The organism is Neptuniibacter sp. QD57_21, assembly GCF_047778075.1.
In the GTDB taxonomy this organism is placed as follows: Bacteria; Pseudomonadota; Gammaproteobacteria; order Pseudomonadales; family Balneatricaceae; genus Neptuniibacter.
In genome coordinates this window covers 2,833,810-2,848,387 of record NZ_CP180549.1, presented here as the reverse complement: position 1 = coordinate 2,848,387, position 14,578 = coordinate 2,833,810, and the positions used below count along the sequence as shown (strand labels likewise).

Below are 14,578 nucleotides of genomic sequence, written 5' to 3'. Positions count from 1 at the left end.
AGATAGGCAATGGGCTTGTTGATTGATGGTCAGTGGCATGACCAGTGGTATGACACTAAGAGCAATAAAGGTGAATTTGTTCGCAATGCATCACAGTTTCGTAACTGGGTAACTAAAGATGGTAGCGCTGGGCCGAGTGGTAAAGCAGGCTTTAAAGCTGAAACTGGTCGTTATCATCTCTATGTCTCTCTTGCTTGCCCATGGGCGCATCGCACGTTAGTTATGCGTGAGTTAAAAGGGCTGGCCGATCATATTTCGGTTGATGTAGTGCACCCGCTCATGTTTGAACATGGCTGGTCGTTCGAGAGTGATTTTGCGGCGAGTACGGGTGATAGCTTATTCGGACATGATTATCTCCATCAAGTGTATACCCAAGCAGAGTCAAACTATAGCGGACGTGTGACTGTCCCAGTGTTATGGGATAAGCAGACCCATACCATTGTGAATAACGAGTCATCCGAAATTATTCGCATGCTTAACAGTGCTTTTGATGATATTGGTGCAAAGGCAGGAGACTTTTACCCTGAAGTTCTTCGTTCTCAGATTGATGAGATCAACACTAGGGTCTACGACAAAGTAAATAATGGTGTTTATAGAGCGGGCTTTGCTACCTCGCAAACGGCTTATGATGCTGCCGTAGTTGAGTTATTCACAGCCTTGGATCAGTTGGAAGAGCGCCTGTCACAACAGCGCTTTTTAGTGGGTAACCAATTTACTGAAGCTGATCTGCGTTTATTCACAACCTTGGTTCGTTTTGATCCTGTGTATGTGACGCACTTTAAATGTGATCTACGTCGAATTGCCGATTATCCAGCGTTATCAGGCTATCTACGCGAGATTTACCAGATGGCTAATATCACCGAAACGGTAGATATGGATCACATCAGGCACCACTACTACCGCAGCCACCGTACGATTAATCCGACGGGTGTGATTTCTGTCGGTCCTGCATTTGATTTAACTGCACCACATGGTCGGGAGGCGTTATGAGTAAGTTAGACAATCTGCGTAGTATTAAACGTATTATCCCAGCAAGAGACAGTATGGATGGTGCTGGGGTTAAGCTGAAGCGCAGCATAGGTAGAAGCGAGGCTACTCGGATTGATCCTTTTCTGATGTTGGATGCATTTTCATCGGAGAATCCAGACGATTATCTGGCTGGCTTTCCGCCTCATCCACATCGTGGTTTTGAAACCGTGACCTATATGTTGGATGGGCACATGATTCATCGTGACCATATGGGCAATGAAGGGGATCTACGAGCGGGCGGTGTGCAATGGATGAAAGCTGGCAGAGGGGTAATCCATGAAGAGCGGCCTCAGCGTGTAGACGGTTTGATGCGTGGTTTTCAGTTGTGGATAAACCTACCTGCTGCAGAAAAGATGCAACCGGCTTCTTATCAAAATATTGAACCTGAAGAGGTGTCACAATTGATCGGTGAAGGCTATCAATTGAAGGTTGTGGCAGGTGAAATAAATTTGGAAGGCCAAGCATTAAAAGGGCCTGTTCAAAACAGTGCTACAGAACCAATGTATTGTGACTTGCAGCTCGACGCTGATAAGGAGATTGAGTTGCCATTGCCAGAGTCGCATAACGCTGCGATCTACCTTTTTGAAGGCGAAGCTGAGGTCGCTGGGGAGCTAATTGATCAACACCAAGTATCTGAACTGTCTGAAGGTAAAGGCGTTGTTATCAAAGCACAAAGTGATAGCCGTATGTTGATCTTGGCAGGCAAGCCTATTGGTGAACCCGTGGTCCAGTATGGTCCTTTTGTGATGAATACAATGGCTGAAATCGAACAAGCGTTGACTGATTACCGCGAAAACCGTCTTGTTAGTTAAAGGGAGGCAAAGGCATTGCTTAAATGATTCGAGGGGATGTAGGATCGCATTAACGGCGGATTATCGGTGAAGATTCCATCAACACCCCAGTCAAAAAGCACCGCAGCTTGAGTGGGGTAGTTACAGGTATAGCAGTAGAGCTCGTAACCTGCTTGTTTGATCACTTGTACATCACTTTGGGTGATTAGGTTGGCGTCACAATGAAGGCTGACTGCATCTAGCATCTCGGCTTTAAGCTGCCATAGTTCTGGTAGGTGGTCATAAAGCAGGCCTATTTGGGCTTGAGGGTTTAGCGCCTTATAAGCGCTCAGCAGGTCAAAGTTGTAACAACTGATAATCAACTTCTCGGGGGCCTGCCAATAGACGCTGATCTGCTCAAAGACTCTTTCTGCAACGAGATCCGGCTCTAAATCGAAAGGCTTTATCTCTAGGTTCAGGCCCAGCTGCAGTTCTTGGCAAAGCCTAAGAGCATCCGAAAGGTGGGGCATAGGTTCATTTATCCATTCCGGGTGGAACCAACTGCCAGCATCCAGCAAAGGTAAGGCATCAAAGCTTAGGGCGCTTAATGGTCCTTGCTGATTAGTACAGCGATCTAAATGAGCATCATGAAATAAAACAGGCGTTGAATCTCCGAGGAGAGTGGTGTCTAGCTCGACCCAAGTTACACCGCATTCAGCGGCCATTTGAATACCCGCTAAGGTATTCTCGGGAGCTAAATGTGCAGCTCCCCTATGGCCAATGATACGGCTGGCGATCATGGAATCTGCATACCTCTCTGGACGAATTCAATATGGCCCATCCGTTCCATCCAAGCTTTCACGAATGGGAACTTGTCAGGGTCTACATGTTGCCACTCATAACGCATAGCCCATGGGTAGATGGCGAAATCTGCAATTGATAGTTCATCCCCAATCACAAACTGTTTATTTGATAGTTGTGTATCTAGGGTTTGCCATAGTCGCTGTGCTTCATTGTTGTAGCGTTGTTTAGCATAGTCCGAAGCATCAGGTGCAAAACGATTAAAGTGATGTGCTTGCCCTAAAAATGGACCAAAACCACCCATCTGCCACATTAACCATTGTAGGCACTCTAGGCGGGCTTGTGGGTCTGAGGGGATAAATTCACCGGCTTTTTCAGCTAAATAAATTAAAATAGCGCCGCTCTCAAACAGTTGGATTGTTTCGCCGTTTGGGCCTTCATCATCGATTAGTGCAGGGATTTTGCTATTCGGACTAATCGCTTTGAAAGCAGGTTCAAATTGCTCTTTTTCTAAAATATTAACTGGATGGACTCGATAGGGAAGGCGCAGGGCCTCCAGCATAATGGATATTTTTCGCCCGTTGGGAGTACCCCAAGTGTATAAATCGATCATCACAGAGCCTTACAGATTGATAAAGTGGTGGTAAATACCGATCAGCTCTTGTTCTGTAAATGTAACAATAACTAACTGCTGGCCGGGTTTAATTAAATTGGGGTTCTCACCTAAGATTCCTTTTTGGTAGTTGTAGATATAGGTCTGATCTACTTTGGCTTTTAATACCTGACCTAAAAAGGAGCTACGTTTATCACCTAAAGCTTCATCAGCGTCTTTCGGAATATCTACTGAAACTTTCTCCCCTAAACCCGGTAAAGAAAGCCCTTCAGTAAAGGTGCGCATGAGGCCGTGTTGGATGATTCCCCATAAGCCTTCATCATCCCCCTCATTAACGGCATGAATAAAGTAGACTTTCTGTGCAGAGTTATCGGGATCGTCTAATAACTCCAGCAGCTTGATTTGTTGAGTTGCGACCAAGGCTGTATCAGCGACAGTAGCGTTAGATTTTTTTTCGTTCTTTCCTGTTTTTATCACACTCAGGTGACTGCTCACGGCAAAAGTTTCACCTTGGGCTTCTGTTGTTGCGTCATTGCCTTCAGTGTTCCCGCTTTCTTCCAAAATTTCTGCTTGTGTTGATGTTTTTACCGGCGGAAGTTTAAGAAGCTGCTCAGCCGTTACAAAATTACTCGCTTGCTCTATTTTAATCGGACTTTCTTGCCCTGATGTTAGGCGATCAATATGTTGGCGGGCTTCCTGTTGTGTCGAGGAAGAAGTCTTAATATCGGTAGTTTCAACTTGATCTGTCGTTGGTTCCTTCTGTGTAAACAGATATCCAGCTACGCCAATACAAACAATCACTAATACTAAAATGAGACGCTGCATAATTTGATCCTAATTAGCTTTGGGCCTTTCCACTAATGTAGCGGTTCGCTCGTGATAAGAAAACAGGGAAGCTTCTTTGTTCGTATTCTATATATTCATCAACTTAACCTAGGTGCACGTTATTGTTGATGGCTATTTATTATCAGCGAAGCTAGAGAAATTATTGAGTATTTGTTATCTTTGTTAATGGAATTGATATTGATTATTGTTTAGATTTGTGGAATATAAGCTTTGCTAAATTGTAGTTTGAATGTTGTCAGCGGTAGTAGTTTAGAGTTGTTAGATTTAGTTGAGCAGCAAAGATTTGGTGTGGAATATCAACCCTTAATAGATGCGCATACGGGGGATATTCTTGGGTATGAGGCATTAGCACGATTTTATCATGCAGATGGTCGAGCAATCCCTCCTTTAGATGTTTTTCAGGTTTTGCATGACAGTCCTCTTATGTTGGCACAAGTAGAACTTCAGCTTAAACGCCTACAGATGCGCTATCGTCCTGAGGGCGTGGCGCTATTTCTGAATCTCGATCCACATGCTTTTTCCGTATGCACTGATGCGGATGGTTCGGGTCAAAATGCGATGGTGAATTTGCTTAAAGGCAATAGCGATCTAGTAATCGAATTGATCGAAAATACCGACGTCAATGATGCCAAAATCAGTAATGATGTGTCTGAATTAATGCGCAAACAAGGGATTGCGATTGCACTAGATGATGTAGGTGCACCAGGCAGTATGATTGCGATGAATATCCTGAGTGAAGTGGATTACATAAAGTTTGATCGTAGTTGGTTACGTGATGATCTGACTGAAAATATGCAGTTGTTGATTAAAAGTGTCATCGGTTTTGCACGTATTAGTGGTAAAAAAACGGTATTGGAAGGGGTTGAGTCAGCTGAAGATTTGGCCACAGCAATCAAGCTGGGTATTGATTATGTACAAGGTTTTTTCTATCAAGAGCTCTTTATTCAAAAGCGATGTTTTGACTGATTTGTCCAAAAATAGGCTACCCTTAACATTGTAATTTTAACTTATTGATTTTTATATGATTGAAAAGATTGATGAAGTTTTAGGTTTTTGGTTCGGCCAAATAGAAGGCGGTTTTACAGTATGTGATCGTTCAGAACTTTGGTGGGCTGGATCACCAGAAAATGATCGTTTGATTACTGAGTTGTTTGGACATCAAGTTCGTCAGGCTTTGCGTGGTGATTTAGATGCGTGGGCGGAAACACCGCGTGGGCGATTGGCACTGATTCTATTATTAGATCAATTTACTCGCACAATTTACCGAGGCTCTGCCGATGCTTTTGCCGGTGACAGCCAGGCTCTACAACTGTGCCTAAGTGGACGTACTCAAGGACATGATCAAGCATTAGAGTTTGTCGAACGCACCTTTTTCTATATGCCATTAGAGCATGCTGAAAACCTGCAAATGCAGAAGTTGTGTGTCAGTAGCTTTGAGCAGATGCTGTTAGAAGTGGCAGGTGAAAAAAAGCTACAAGTAGAAAACTGGTTGGATTTTGCTTGTCAGCATCATCAGCAGATAGAGCGATTTGGCCGCTTTCCGCATCGTAATGAAGTCCTTGGGCGTAGCTCCACGCCGGAAGAGTTGGCTTACCTATTACAAAGCCATAATCGCTGGGGGCAATAAGGCGTTTGGTTCAATCAAGAGCTGTTGTCTGAAGCACAGGGGTAAGTAAAAGGCCCCTTTTAGAATAGGGCGTTCTGCTGACGACTCGGTTCTTGCCATGGTGTGAATAAACAACAGCCGGGAAGGGCTGCTTCAAGCTTCTCCACAAAGTAAGCGGCAAGTTGCGGCGCTTCGGCATTATCTGGTGTGTGGAAAAAGAAATAAGGTGTTTTGCCTTGTTGTATCCAAATGATCGCTTTACTAATCCATGGATCAAGGTAAGGCGCTCCCCATTGCCAATCTAAAGGTGTGATAAAGCGAATCATAGGGGATTGCCCAGTTGAAATAGCATGCACAGGGAGTTGAGGTTTGTGCTCTTTAGCTTTGAGGCTAACCGTATCCTCTGCGGGGTGTGCAAACAGGGAACGGGTATCAAAACTAATGCGATTACAGTTTTGAGAAACCAACAGCTGGTTGAGCTGTTGCTCGGCATCTCCTTTTTGGAAAAACTCGGGATGACGAATTTCTACCGCATACTGCCAATCGGCGGGGAGTGATTTTAGGTAGTTTTCCAGATTGTTTAGATAATCAGGGGCAAAAGCAGCAGGTAATTGTATACAGAGTAAACCTAGCTTTTCTTGCAACGGAGCGAGTCGCTCGAAGAACTGCTGTGTTTCATTTTTACAGTGAGTAAGTTGCCGGAGATGGCTGATCTCTTGTGGGAATTTAAAGCAAAAACGAAATTGCTCTGAAGATTCTTTGTACCATTGTTCAACGGTACTTTGTTTAGGTAAGCCGTAAAACGTTGAGTTTCCTTCTACACTACTAAAATGGCGCGTATAAGCATGTAGCACATGAATATGGCTGCTGCGCACTAGACAGTTATCTTGCCATGCTGCATGTTGCCATTGAGTCAGGCCGATATAACAACGTGGCGAAGAATTTGATAAGTTGGAAGTTATCATCACGTTTTTTGTGGGTATGTAATGTACTTTGATTCAAGAGAGTGTAGATTGTACTCTCAGATCATAAGCAATGCGTAGTTTAAAGAGAGAGATCTAATGGATTTTGCATCACTGTTAGGAATAATTTCAGGCCTAGCGCTAATTATATCTGCCATCATTATGGGCGGTAGTGCCGATGTGTTCGTAAACGTGCCTGGCATGATGATTGTTGCTGGGGGCACGATAGCGGCAACTTTGCTGACAGTGCAATTTAAAGATGTACTTAACTCTTTTAAGGGCGCATTTATTGTTTTTACACAAGATAAGACAAATCCACAGGAAATGATTGATACTATGCTTGAACTGAGCCGTATCAGTCATCGTCACGGTTTGTTAAAGCTGGGTGATGTTGAAAGCTCCTCTCCTGTATTAAAACGTGCTTGTATGTTGATGGCCGAAGCTGCTTCTGAGCAGGTTATCCGTAATACCATTCAAAACGAGATCGACTCATTAGTTTCTCGTCATCATGCCACTCAAGATGTTTTTAAGAAAATGGCGGCTTATTCTCCGGCGTTTGGGATGTTAGGTACGCTAATCGGCCTCATTCAAATGCTGAGTGTTTTAGATAACCCTGAAGCAATCGGTCCAGCTATGGCTGTTGCGCTTTTAACAACGTTTTACGGCTCCCTATTAGCGACAATGGTATTCCTACCTATAGCAGGAAAACTGAAATCTAGGACGCTATTGGAAGTGACTAATTTAGAAATAATACGAGAAGGGTGTATTAGCATACTGACTAATGACCACTATATGCATGTATACGAACAGCTTTCGTCTTACATTCCTGCTGCTCAGCGAAAAAAAGTAGCGATAGGCAAGAAAAAGTAGTCGGGAGATCTAAATGAACTCTAAAAAAACATTAGTAGAGGAAGAAGAGGGCGCAAGCTGGATCTATACCTTTGCTGATCTAATGACTTTGCTGTTGGTGTTCTTCGTGTTGTTGTTTTCTCTATCAAGTGTCGAAGCTGAACGTTTTGAAAAAACCATCAGATCGCTGAATGATGCTTTTCAGGGGGATGATGGAGCGAACAGTATTATTGACCTTCCTCATAATGCTCCAGTTAAAACTGAGATACCTGAGGAGATAGAAGAATCTCTACCTGCGACAGATATTGCAGAGAAAGATGCTGAAAAGCCGAATGAGAATGAAGCTGAATCTCAAAATGTAGCGATTGATTCCGAGTTGACGAAATTAACTCACGAAATTAATCAGCAATTTCAAATTGCTGCGGCTACTGATGCCGTTGAAGTTGGAACGCCTAAAGATGGCAAAGTGACCATCAAAATTAAAGGTGATGTACTATTTCCGTCAGGTTCTGCTGAGTTTAATACAGAGATGATGACGGTTCTGGATTCTGTGGTGCTTACATTAAAGAAAAACCCAGATCTTAAGCTGAGTATTAATGGTCATACCGATAATATTCCTATCCAAACTCCAAGATTCCCTTCTAACTGGGATCTGTCTGCTATACGTGCTACTAATGTGCTCCGATATATGGTGCGTGGTGGTTTAGAGGTGGATCGAGTCACGGCAACGGGATATGGCGATTCGGTGCCTGTATCGTCGAATTCTACATTGAGAGGGCGAGCAGAAAATCGTCGATTGGAGTTTGTGTTAGAGAAAAGGGCGGCGCAGTGAAGATACCTATAGAGTTAGAACTTTCTGAAGAGGAAAACCGTCGCCAAGCTTTTCGAGCTGCTTCAAGTGGTCAGGTTAAAATGACGATTGGCGAGACGACGGTTGAGCTCTTGGATATCTCTGCAACTGGTGTGGCCTTCAAAACGGATCAAACCTTTTCGGGTTATTTAGAAGATGTCGCTATTCTTTTCAAAACGCATAAAAAATACCGCTTAAAACCACGCTTAAAGGTTTCATTCTGTGGCAAAGGTCGTTGTGGCGCTGAATTTGAAGGTTTGTCAGATAAAGCTCATATGGCTCTATCTGAGTTAGTCGTAAGTTTGCAAAAAGAGCTTATACGCCGAGAACGGGCTTTGAGAGAAGCGGCTGAAGATGGCGCGTAAGTGCGGCTTTCTATCTATTTGAAAATAATCTGAAAAAAAGGCTTGTGGTTTAGGGTAAGCATCTATAATATACGCGCCACGTTGATGCGGGGTGGAGCAGCTTGGTAGCTCGTCGGGCTCATAACCCGAAGGTCGTTGGTTCAAATCCAGCCCCCGCTACCAAATTCAGATTAAGCCGATTTAGTTCATTCTAAGTCGGTTTTTTCGTTTCTGGGGTTTGTTAATTTGAGTGGAGCCGCTTGTTAGCTCGTGGGCTCAGCTCTTGTAACCCCGGGCGAAGTTCGTTGGTCCTATTCCAGCCCCCGCTACCAAATTCAGATTAAACCGATTTAGTTAATTCTAAGTCGGTTTTTTCGTTTCTGGGGTTTGTTAATTTGAGTGGAGCCGCTTGTTAGCTCGTGGGCTCAGCTCTTGTAACCCCGGGCGAAGGTCGTTGGTTCAAATCCAGCCCCCGCTACCAAATTCAGATTAAACCGATTTAGTTAATTCTAAGTCGGTTTTTTCGTTTCTGGGGTTTGTTAATTTGAGTGGAGCCGCTTGTTAGCTCGTGGGCTCAGCTCTTGTAACCCCGGGCGAAGTTCGTTGGTCCCATTCCAGCCCCCGCTACCAAATTCAGATTAAGCCGATTTAGTTCATTCTAAGTCGGTTTTTTCGTTTCTGGGGTTTGTTAATTTGAGTGGAGCCGCTTGTTAGCTCGTGGGCTCAGCTCTTGTAACCCCGGGCGAAGGTCGTTGGTTCAAATCCAGCCCCCGCTATCAAATTCAGATTAAACCGATTTAGTTCATTCTAAGTCGGTTTTTTCGTTTCTGGGGTATGGTTATTTGAGTGGAGCAGCTTGGTAGCTCGTCGGGCTCAGCTCTTGTACCCCCGGGCGAAGGTCGTTGGTACCAATCCAGCCCCCGCTACCAAATTCAGATTAAGCCGATTTAGTTAATTCTAGGTCGGTTTTTTCGTTTCTCGGGTATGGTAATTTGAGTGGAGCAGCTTGGTAGCTCGTCGGGCTCAGCTCTTGTAACCCCGGGCGAAGGTCGTTGGTTCAAATCCAGCCCCCGCTACCAAATTCAGATTAAGCCGATTTAGTTAATTCTAAGTCGGTTTTTTCGTTTCTGGGGTATGGTAATTTGAGTGGAGCAGCTTGGTAGCTCGTCGGGCTCAGCTCTTGTAACCCCGGGCGAAGGTCGTTGGTTCAAATCCAGCCCCCGCTACCAAATTCAGATTAAGCCGATTTAGTTAATTCTAAGTCGGTTTTTTCGTTTCTGGGGTATGGTAATTTGAGTGGAGCCGCTTGGTAGCTCGTCGGGCTCAGCTCTTGTACCCCCGGGCGAAGGTCGTTGGTACCAATCCAGCCCCCGCTATCAAATTCAGATTAAGCCGATTTAGTTAATTCTAGGTCGGTTTTTTCGTTTCTCGGGTATGGTAATTTGAGTGGAGCAGCTTGGTAGCTCGTCGGGCTCAGCTCTTGTAACCCCGGGCGAAGGTCGTTGGTTCAAATCCAGCCCCCGCTACCAAATTCAGATTAAGCCAATTTAGTTAATTCTAAGTCGGTTTTTTCGTTTCTGAGCCCCTTATTTTCAGTCGACCCAGAAGGTTTCAGTTCTCACGGCCCCTCTTTTCGTAGAGTGATATAAACAGCCGATATGCTCTTTACCTAGGTTGCATAATCCGTATGCTTACTTTGTTCGTATGCATTTGGAAAGGAATCCGGAGGAAAGCTATGAATTGGGCTGTATCTTCAATCATCATGTTTCTATTTTGCTCGTTGCTGTTTATCAGGCCAGCCTCAGCAGAGCTTGTTGAAGTTGAACAAGGTCAGGCATGTCCCGATCTGCTTAACTACCGCTTTAAGCGACTAGGTCAAGATCAATATGAAAACCTATGCGAAGCATATTCTGGAAAGCTCATACTCGTGGTTAATACTGCAAGCAAATGTGCTTTTACGCCACAGTATGATGGCCTTGAGAAGCTCTACCGGAAATATAATTCCTCGGGTTTTGTCGTACTAGGTTTTCCGTCTAATGATTTTGCCGGTCAAGAGCCAGGTACTCAAAAGCAGATCCTTAATTTTTGCCGCTTAACCTACAGCGTTGAATTCCCGATGTTTGAGAAAGTTCACGCTGTTAAGGGCAAGGCCCATCCTTTTTATCAGCACTTAGCAAGTTTGGCAGATGGGCAGTACCCCGGATGGAATTTCCATAAATATCTTATCTCTCCCGAAGGTGAATTGATCGCTAATTTCAAAAGCTTCACTAGGCCTTTAGATAAAGGTTTGGTCAATCTTATTGAGGCGAATTTACCTAATGGATGAGTTGTTTGATCAAAATACAAAAGCGGTTCCTACCTCAAGGATCTCACGACTAAGTAAGTTAGGGGTTCTAGCAAGCAAAGTTGCCGGAAATATGCTGGTGGATGGTGGTAAAGAGCTGATGCAAGGCAAATCACCAGCAATAAGAGATCTCCTTATCTCCGAGAAAAACTTAAAACAGCTAGCAGATAAGCTGGCCACTATGCGTGGTGCGGCTATGAAGGCTGGGCAATTGCTTTCGATGGATGCAGGGAGTTTAGTTCCGCCTGATATGGCTGTATTGCTAGAGCGATTAAGAGCCGATGCGGTCACTATGCCAGCTGTTCAGTTATTAGATGTACTGGAAAAAAATTGGGGGGATGAGTGGCAGGATCAATTCCAGCGTTTTAGTTTTAAGCCAATTGCAGCCGCTTCGATCGGGCAAGTCCATAAAGGCTTAACGCTGGATCATAGGGAGCTCGCGATCAAGATTCAATATCCTGGCGTTCGAGAGAGTATTGATAGTGATCTAGATAATGTTTTCGGACTATTGCGTTTCAGCGGCTTGATTCCCAAGGACTTGGATCTAACCCCACTGGTTGATGAAGCTCGGAGACAGTTAAAGCTTGAAGCGGATTATCGCCATGAAGGCCAGCAACTACGAAATTACGCTGCGAACATGGCTACTTTCTCTCGGCGAGAAGAGTTGATGTTCCCTGCATATCATGAGGACCTTTCGACCGATCAAATCCTTTGTATGAGTTACATGCAGGGGCAGTCTATAGATAAATTAGCTTACGCTTCTCAAGAAGAGCGGAATCGCGTGATGTCTTTGATGATGGAGTTGTTCTTTGCTGAATTTCTAGACTATCGCTGTGTGCAAACAGACCCTAATTTAGCTAATTTTCTCTATAACCTAGAGAGTAAGCAGTTAGTGTTATTGGACTTTGGGGCGACGCGTGAGTTCGATTGGACCTTTGTTGATAACTATCAAGAAGCATTGCGAGCAGCTACTTTCGAAGATCGAAACGCGTTGGCCTCGGCATTAGATAAGCTGGGCTTTTTTGTTCAGGGAAAGGAAGTAAAAAATCTCGATGTCGTTTTAGATATCTTTGTTCTTGCGACTGAGCCTTTGAGATTTAAAGGAAGCTATGATTTTTCTGGTTCTCAATTGGCAGAGAAGATTAGAGATAAAGGCCTCTCGATGAGCAGTGACCCTGATGCATGGCATTCACCGCCACCGGATATACTTTTCCTTCATCGAAAACTGGCTGGGTTGTATCTCATGGCGACACGCTTTAATGCTTCAATTGATATGAATCGATTAGTTTCTCGATATTGGTGAGCATTGATCGTTACAGCGATTTTTGAATCGCCATACTGCGAAGCGTGAGTAGAAAAACTCTAATAAGGGCTCTAATTTTAGGGCTCTTAATAAACCAGCAATTCTTTTATAACGAGGCAGGTTTTCCCAAATTAAAAGAAAGCTTGCTACCCCAGTGATGGTTTTTCCATCGCTGCTAATACTATGAAGCCTCTCCATCGCTGCGTTTAATTCTATATTGTGATCAGATAAGAGCTCTGGATTCAGATGAATATCGACCCATTCAATAGAATTATCAGTATCCACTCGTTGGTAATGACGTATCTCTTTTTTACAAAGAGGACACCCTCCATCGAAAAATACGATCGGTTTAGTTTTTAGCTCTTGCAGCATAGTGTTTGTTCATCGCAGATTTATTCATCTGTTACGGCAAAACCCTTTGATCGGTTCAAGTGTTTTAGTCGTATTAGTCTGTATGAATAGTGTAAACAACAGACATAAAAATGTAGTCCTAATCGGTGCAACAGGTGGAATTGGATCAGCACTGATTAAGCGGCTTCTTCAAGATCCGGATGTTGGCCATATATTTGCTTTTTCACGCTTGTCAGCAGAAAAGCCAATAGAGTTACACAACGACAAGGTAACTTATGGTTATGTCGATCTCTATTCGGAAAAGAGCATTTCTCAATTGGGCGTGCTTCTAGAGAGTATAGAGCTTGATTTGGTCTTGGTTTGTTCTGGACTCCTCCATGATGAGCAAACTCAGCCTGAAAAGCGTCTCAGCCAGATTAATATGGAAAACTTCCAAAAGCTTTTCCATATTAATGCTACAGCGCCTATGTTAATTGCGCAGCAGCTTGTTCCTTTGCTTAATGAAAAGGGCAAAGCTGTATTTGCTGTGATTTCTGCTCGAGTGGGCAGTATAAGTGATAATCGCTTGGGTGGTTGGTATGGTTACAGAGCCAGTAAAAGTGCTCTGAATATGCTTCTAAAAACCTTATCGATAGAGACACAGAGAAAACTTCCTCAATCTATCATTGTTGGTTTGCACCCGGGTACGGTAAACACAATGTTGTCTCAGCCATTTCAGACTAAGGTTCCAGCAGAAAAGTTATTTACTCCTGAGCAATCTGCTAGCTATTTGTTAAGTGTCATAGAGACGCTACGGCCTGAACAAAGCGGGAGAGTATTTGCATGGGATGGTGCAGAGATACTCCCCTAATGCGCAATTATCTAACGGATATGTCTGCCACCATCTAAAGACAATGTCCTGCCTGTCATATATTTGCTATCTAGTAGATAGTCTACCGCTTTGATTATCTCTTCAGTACCAGGCGCAATTTTTAAAAGGGATTTGTCTAACGCATTAGCTTTATAACCACTGTCGTCTTCAGGGTTAAACATGATCAATGAGGGAGCGATAGCATTTACTTTGACCTTTGGTGCGAGAAGAGATGAAAAGGATAAGGTCATATTGCTCAGTGCCGCTTTGCTCGCAGCATAAGCGATATGTTTATCGCTACCTTTGTCGACAACATAGTCAGTAATATTAATGATGTTGGTAGTAGATTCGCAATTTTCCAGCAGGGGCTTTAGTGCCAAATTGAGTTGGTAAGGAACGCCAGCATGGATCATCATCATTTTGTTGAAGATGTCTTCAGGAGAATGCTTACTGGTTTCAGGTAGCCAATCTGAAGCATTGTGAATAATGCCCCTGAGGCTGGTGTAGTTACTTTTTACATGGTCGATAAGATGATTGAGTTTTTCTTGTTTATAAAAGTCACACTCAATCAGGTCGGCATCAGAGATCTCTTCTAAATTATCGTAATAGGTTCTATAGGTTCCAATAACAGGGATGCCGTGCTGTATAAAATGCTTGCACAATGCAAACCCGATACGTTTGCCTACGCCAGTGATAAGGATTGGTTTTGATTTGTTTACCATCTTTTCTGATATCCGTATTAGTGACGTGTGTTGGCAATTTGTTTCCAAGGTAGAGAGGTTTCAAAACTATCTGGGAAAACGCTTGGAGGCTGTCCGACCATTTCGTCATAAGCGCTGTTGGGTCTGCGAAGTGTATAGTGCTCAACATCGACAAATTGGAAGATCTCTTGTATCTCAAGCAAACTGCGAGTTTTAAAAGGAGAGTCACCTTGATATAGGAGGCGTTTTTGCCCTTCTGCTTCTACTGTCACTTGATAAAGCATCCAATCCAGTGAGTGAATAACAACTTTATCTATCGGTTCAAGGTCATGTATATCTTCTATCTGAAGTTTCATCGC

The 14,578-nt window shown here is 43.7% G+C and carries 17 protein-coding genes and 1 tRNA gene; 11 read left to right on the top strand and 7 right to left on the bottom strand.

Features of this window, described 5'->3' with window-relative positions; all coding sequences use genetic code 11:
• The first annotated feature begins 9 nt into the window (after positions 1-9).
• Both ACMXYS_RS12860 and ACMXYS_RS12855 read left to right on the top strand, forming a co-directional pair.
• On the top strand, positions 10-990 hold the full coding sequence (locus ACMXYS_RS12860; protein WP_415896765.1) for a glutathione S-transferase family protein: 981 nt from the start codon (positions 10-12) through the stop codon (positions 988-990).
• The gene (locus ACMXYS_RS12855; RefSeq protein ID WP_415896764.1) at positions 987-1,841 is read left to right on the top strand and encodes a pirin family protein; all 855 of its coding nucleotides are present in this window, start codon (positions 987-989) and stop codon (positions 1,839-1,841) included. The genes ACMXYS_RS12860 and ACMXYS_RS12855 overlap by 4 nt, the downstream gene beginning before the upstream one ends.
• Here ACMXYS_RS12855 and ACMXYS_RS12850 read toward each other — a convergent pair.
• The 3 genes from ACMXYS_RS12850 to ACMXYS_RS12840 are packed head-to-tail and all read right to left on the bottom strand — an operon-like array spanning position 1,838 to position 4,038.
• Positions 1,838-2,599 (bottom strand): glycerophosphoryl diester phosphodiesterase, encoded by a 762-nt coding sequence (locus ACMXYS_RS12850; RefSeq protein WP_415896763.1) that lies wholly within the window; start codon positions 2,597-2,599, stop codon positions 1,838-1,840. The two genes, ACMXYS_RS12855 and ACMXYS_RS12850, sit on opposite strands and share 4 nt — an antisense overlap.
• Positions 2,596-3,213, bottom strand: coding sequence for a glutathione S-transferase family protein (locus ACMXYS_RS12845; protein WP_415896762.1), 618 nt, complete (start codon positions 3,211-3,213; stop codon positions 2,596-2,598). The genes ACMXYS_RS12850 and ACMXYS_RS12845 overlap by 4 nt, the downstream gene beginning before the upstream one ends.
• Before the next feature lie 9 nt (positions 3,214-3,222).
• Positions 3,223-4,038: a hypothetical protein gene (locus tag ACMXYS_RS12840; protein WP_415896761.1), complete on the bottom strand. Its 816-nt coding sequence runs from the start codon at positions 4,036-4,038 to the stop codon at positions 3,223-3,225.
• A gap of 231 nt (positions 4,039-4,269) precedes the next feature.
• Between ACMXYS_RS12840 and ACMXYS_RS12835 the strand changes: the two genes are divergently transcribed.
• Positions 4,270-5,025, top strand: a complete 756-nt coding sequence (locus ACMXYS_RS12835) for an EAL domain-containing protein (protein ID WP_415896760.1) — start codon at positions 4,270-4,272, stop codon at positions 5,023-5,025.
• A gap of 55 nt (positions 5,026-5,080) precedes the next feature.
• Positions 5,081-5,686 (top strand): DUF924 family protein, encoded by a 606-nt coding sequence (locus ACMXYS_RS12830; RefSeq protein ID WP_415896759.1) that lies wholly within the window; start codon positions 5,081-5,083, stop codon positions 5,684-5,686.
• 59 nt (positions 5,687-5,745) lie between these two features.
• Here ACMXYS_RS12830 and ACMXYS_RS12825 read toward each other — a convergent pair whose 3' ends face one another.
• Positions 5,746-6,630, bottom strand: coding sequence for a DUF72 domain-containing protein (locus ACMXYS_RS12825; RefSeq protein ID WP_415896758.1), 885 nt, complete (start codon positions 6,628-6,630; stop codon positions 5,746-5,748).
• A 96-nt stretch (positions 6,631-6,726) separates the two neighbouring features.
• On the opposite strand from ACMXYS_RS12825, the gene ACMXYS_RS12820 reads away from it, so the two are divergent.
• The 6 genes from ACMXYS_RS12820 (at position 6,727) to ACMXYS_RS12795 (ending at position 12,317) form a co-directional block, all read left to right on the top strand.
• Positions 6,727-7,497, top strand: coding sequence for a motility protein A (locus tag ACMXYS_RS12820; protein WP_415882042.1), 771 nt, complete (start codon positions 6,727-6,729; stop codon positions 7,495-7,497).
• A gap of 13 nt (positions 7,498-7,510) precedes the next feature.
• Positions 7,511-8,308, top strand: a complete 798-nt coding sequence (locus ACMXYS_RS12815; RefSeq protein WP_415882041.1) for a flagellar motor protein MotB — start codon at positions 7,511-7,513, stop codon at positions 8,306-8,308.
• Positions 8,305-8,691 carry a PilZ domain-containing protein gene (locus ACMXYS_RS12810; protein WP_415882040.1) on the top strand — a complete coding sequence of 129 codons (387 nt, stop codon included), beginning with the start codon at positions 8,305-8,307 and terminating at the stop codon, positions 8,689-8,691. Before ACMXYS_RS12815 ends, ACMXYS_RS12810 begins: the two co-directional genes overlap by 4 nt.
• A gap of 85 nt (positions 8,692-8,776) precedes the next feature.
• Positions 8,777-8,853: transfer RNA gene (locus tag ACMXYS_RS12805), tRNA-Met, on the top strand.
• Between the two features lie 1,552 nt (positions 8,854-10,405).
• The gene (locus ACMXYS_RS12800) at positions 10,406-10,996 is read left to right on the top strand and encodes a glutathione peroxidase (RefSeq protein WP_415896757.1); all 591 of its coding nucleotides are present in this window, start codon (positions 10,406-10,408) and stop codon (positions 10,994-10,996) included.
• On the top strand, positions 10,989-12,317 hold the full coding sequence (locus ACMXYS_RS12795) for an ABC1 kinase family protein (RefSeq protein ID WP_415896756.1): 1,329 nt from the start codon (positions 10,989-10,991) through the stop codon (positions 12,315-12,317). The genes ACMXYS_RS12800 and ACMXYS_RS12795 overlap by 8 nt, the downstream gene beginning before the upstream one ends.
• On the opposite strand, the gene ACMXYS_RS12790 is transcribed toward ACMXYS_RS12795, so the two are convergent.
• Positions 12,297-12,689, bottom strand: a complete 393-nt coding sequence (locus ACMXYS_RS12790) for a thiol-disulfide oxidoreductase DCC family protein (RefSeq protein ID WP_415896755.1) — start codon at positions 12,687-12,689, stop codon at positions 12,297-12,299. The genes ACMXYS_RS12795 and ACMXYS_RS12790 overlap by 21 nt on opposite strands.
• A gap of 82 nt (positions 12,690-12,771) precedes the next feature.
• Between ACMXYS_RS12790 and ACMXYS_RS12785 the strand changes: the two genes are divergently transcribed.
• The gene (locus ACMXYS_RS12785; RefSeq protein WP_415896754.1) at positions 12,772-13,518 is read left to right on the top strand and encodes an SDR family NAD(P)-dependent oxidoreductase; all 747 of its coding nucleotides are present in this window, start codon (positions 12,772-12,774) and stop codon (positions 13,516-13,518) included.
• A gap of 11 nt (positions 13,519-13,529) precedes the next feature.
• Here the strand turns inward: ACMXYS_RS12785 and folM are convergent, their stop codons facing one another.
• Together folM and ACMXYS_RS12775 are read right to left on the bottom strand one after the other, a co-directional pair.
• Positions 13,530-14,240 (bottom strand): dihydromonapterin reductase, encoded by a 711-nt coding sequence (gene folM / locus ACMXYS_RS12780; protein ID WP_415896753.1) that lies wholly within the window; start codon positions 14,238-14,240, stop codon positions 13,530-13,532.
• Between the two features lie 17 nt (positions 14,241-14,257).
• Positions 14,258-14,575 carry a DUF6482 family protein gene (locus ACMXYS_RS12775; RefSeq protein WP_415896752.1) on the bottom strand — a complete coding sequence of 106 codons (318 nt, stop codon included), beginning with the start codon at positions 14,573-14,575 and terminating at the stop codon, positions 14,258-14,260.
• Between the last annotated feature and the right edge of the window lie 3 nt (positions 14,576-14,578).

What these genes read in the sequence shown, in the direction of transcription:
- ACMXYS_RS12860 (WP_415896765.1), top strand. Translation starts at nt 10, where the DNA reads ATGGGCTTGTTGATTGATGGTCAGTGGCATGACCAGTGGTATGACACT.
- ACMXYS_RS12855 (WP_415896764.1), top strand. Translation starts at nt 987, where the DNA reads ATGAGTAAGTTAGACAATCTGCGTAGTATTAAACGTATTATCCCAGCA.
- ACMXYS_RS12850 (WP_415896763.1), bottom strand. Translation starts at nt 2,599, where the DNA reads ATGATCGCCAGCCGTATCATTGGCCATAGGGGAGCTGCACATTTAGCT.
- ACMXYS_RS12845 (WP_415896762.1), bottom strand. Translation starts at nt 3,213, where the DNA reads ATGATCGATTTATACACTTGGGGTACTCCCAACGGGCGAAAAATATCC.
- ACMXYS_RS12840 (WP_415896761.1), bottom strand. Translation starts at nt 4,038, where the DNA reads ATGCAGCGTCTCATTTTAGTATTAGTGATTGTTTGTATTGGCGTAGCT.
- ACMXYS_RS12830 (WP_415896759.1), top strand. Translation starts at nt 5,081, where the DNA reads ATGATTGAAAAGATTGATGAAGTTTTAGGTTTTTGGTTCGGCCAAATA.
- ACMXYS_RS12825 (WP_415896758.1), bottom strand. Translation starts at nt 6,630, where the DNA reads ATGATAACTTCCAACTTATCAAATTCTTCGCCACGTTGTTATATCGGC.
- ACMXYS_RS12820 (WP_415882042.1), top strand. Translation starts at nt 6,727, where the DNA reads ATGGATTTTGCATCACTGTTAGGAATAATTTCAGGCCTAGCGCTAATT.
- ACMXYS_RS12815 (WP_415882041.1), top strand. Translation starts at nt 7,511, where the DNA reads ATGAACTCTAAAAAAACATTAGTAGAGGAAGAAGAGGGCGCAAGCTGG.
- ACMXYS_RS12800 (WP_415896757.1), top strand. Translation starts at nt 10,406, where the DNA reads ATGAATTGGGCTGTATCTTCAATCATCATGTTTCTATTTTGCTCGTTG.
- ACMXYS_RS12795 (WP_415896756.1), top strand. Translation starts at nt 10,989, where the DNA reads ATGGATGAGTTGTTTGATCAAAATACAAAAGCGGTTCCTACCTCAAGG.
- ACMXYS_RS12790 (WP_415896755.1), bottom strand. Translation starts at nt 12,689, where the DNA reads ATGCTGCAAGAGCTAAAAACTAAACCGATCGTATTTTTCGATGGAGGG.
- ACMXYS_RS12785 (WP_415896754.1), top strand. Translation starts at nt 12,772, where the DNA reads ATGAATAGTGTAAACAACAGACATAAAAATGTAGTCCTAATCGGTGCA.
- folM (WP_415896753.1), bottom strand. Translation starts at nt 14,240, where the DNA reads ATGGTAAACAAATCAAAACCAATCCTTATCACTGGCGTAGGCAAACGT.
- ACMXYS_RS12775 (WP_415896752.1), bottom strand. Translation starts at nt 14,575, where the DNA reads ATGAAACTTCAGATAGAAGATATACATGACCTTGAACCGATAGATAAA.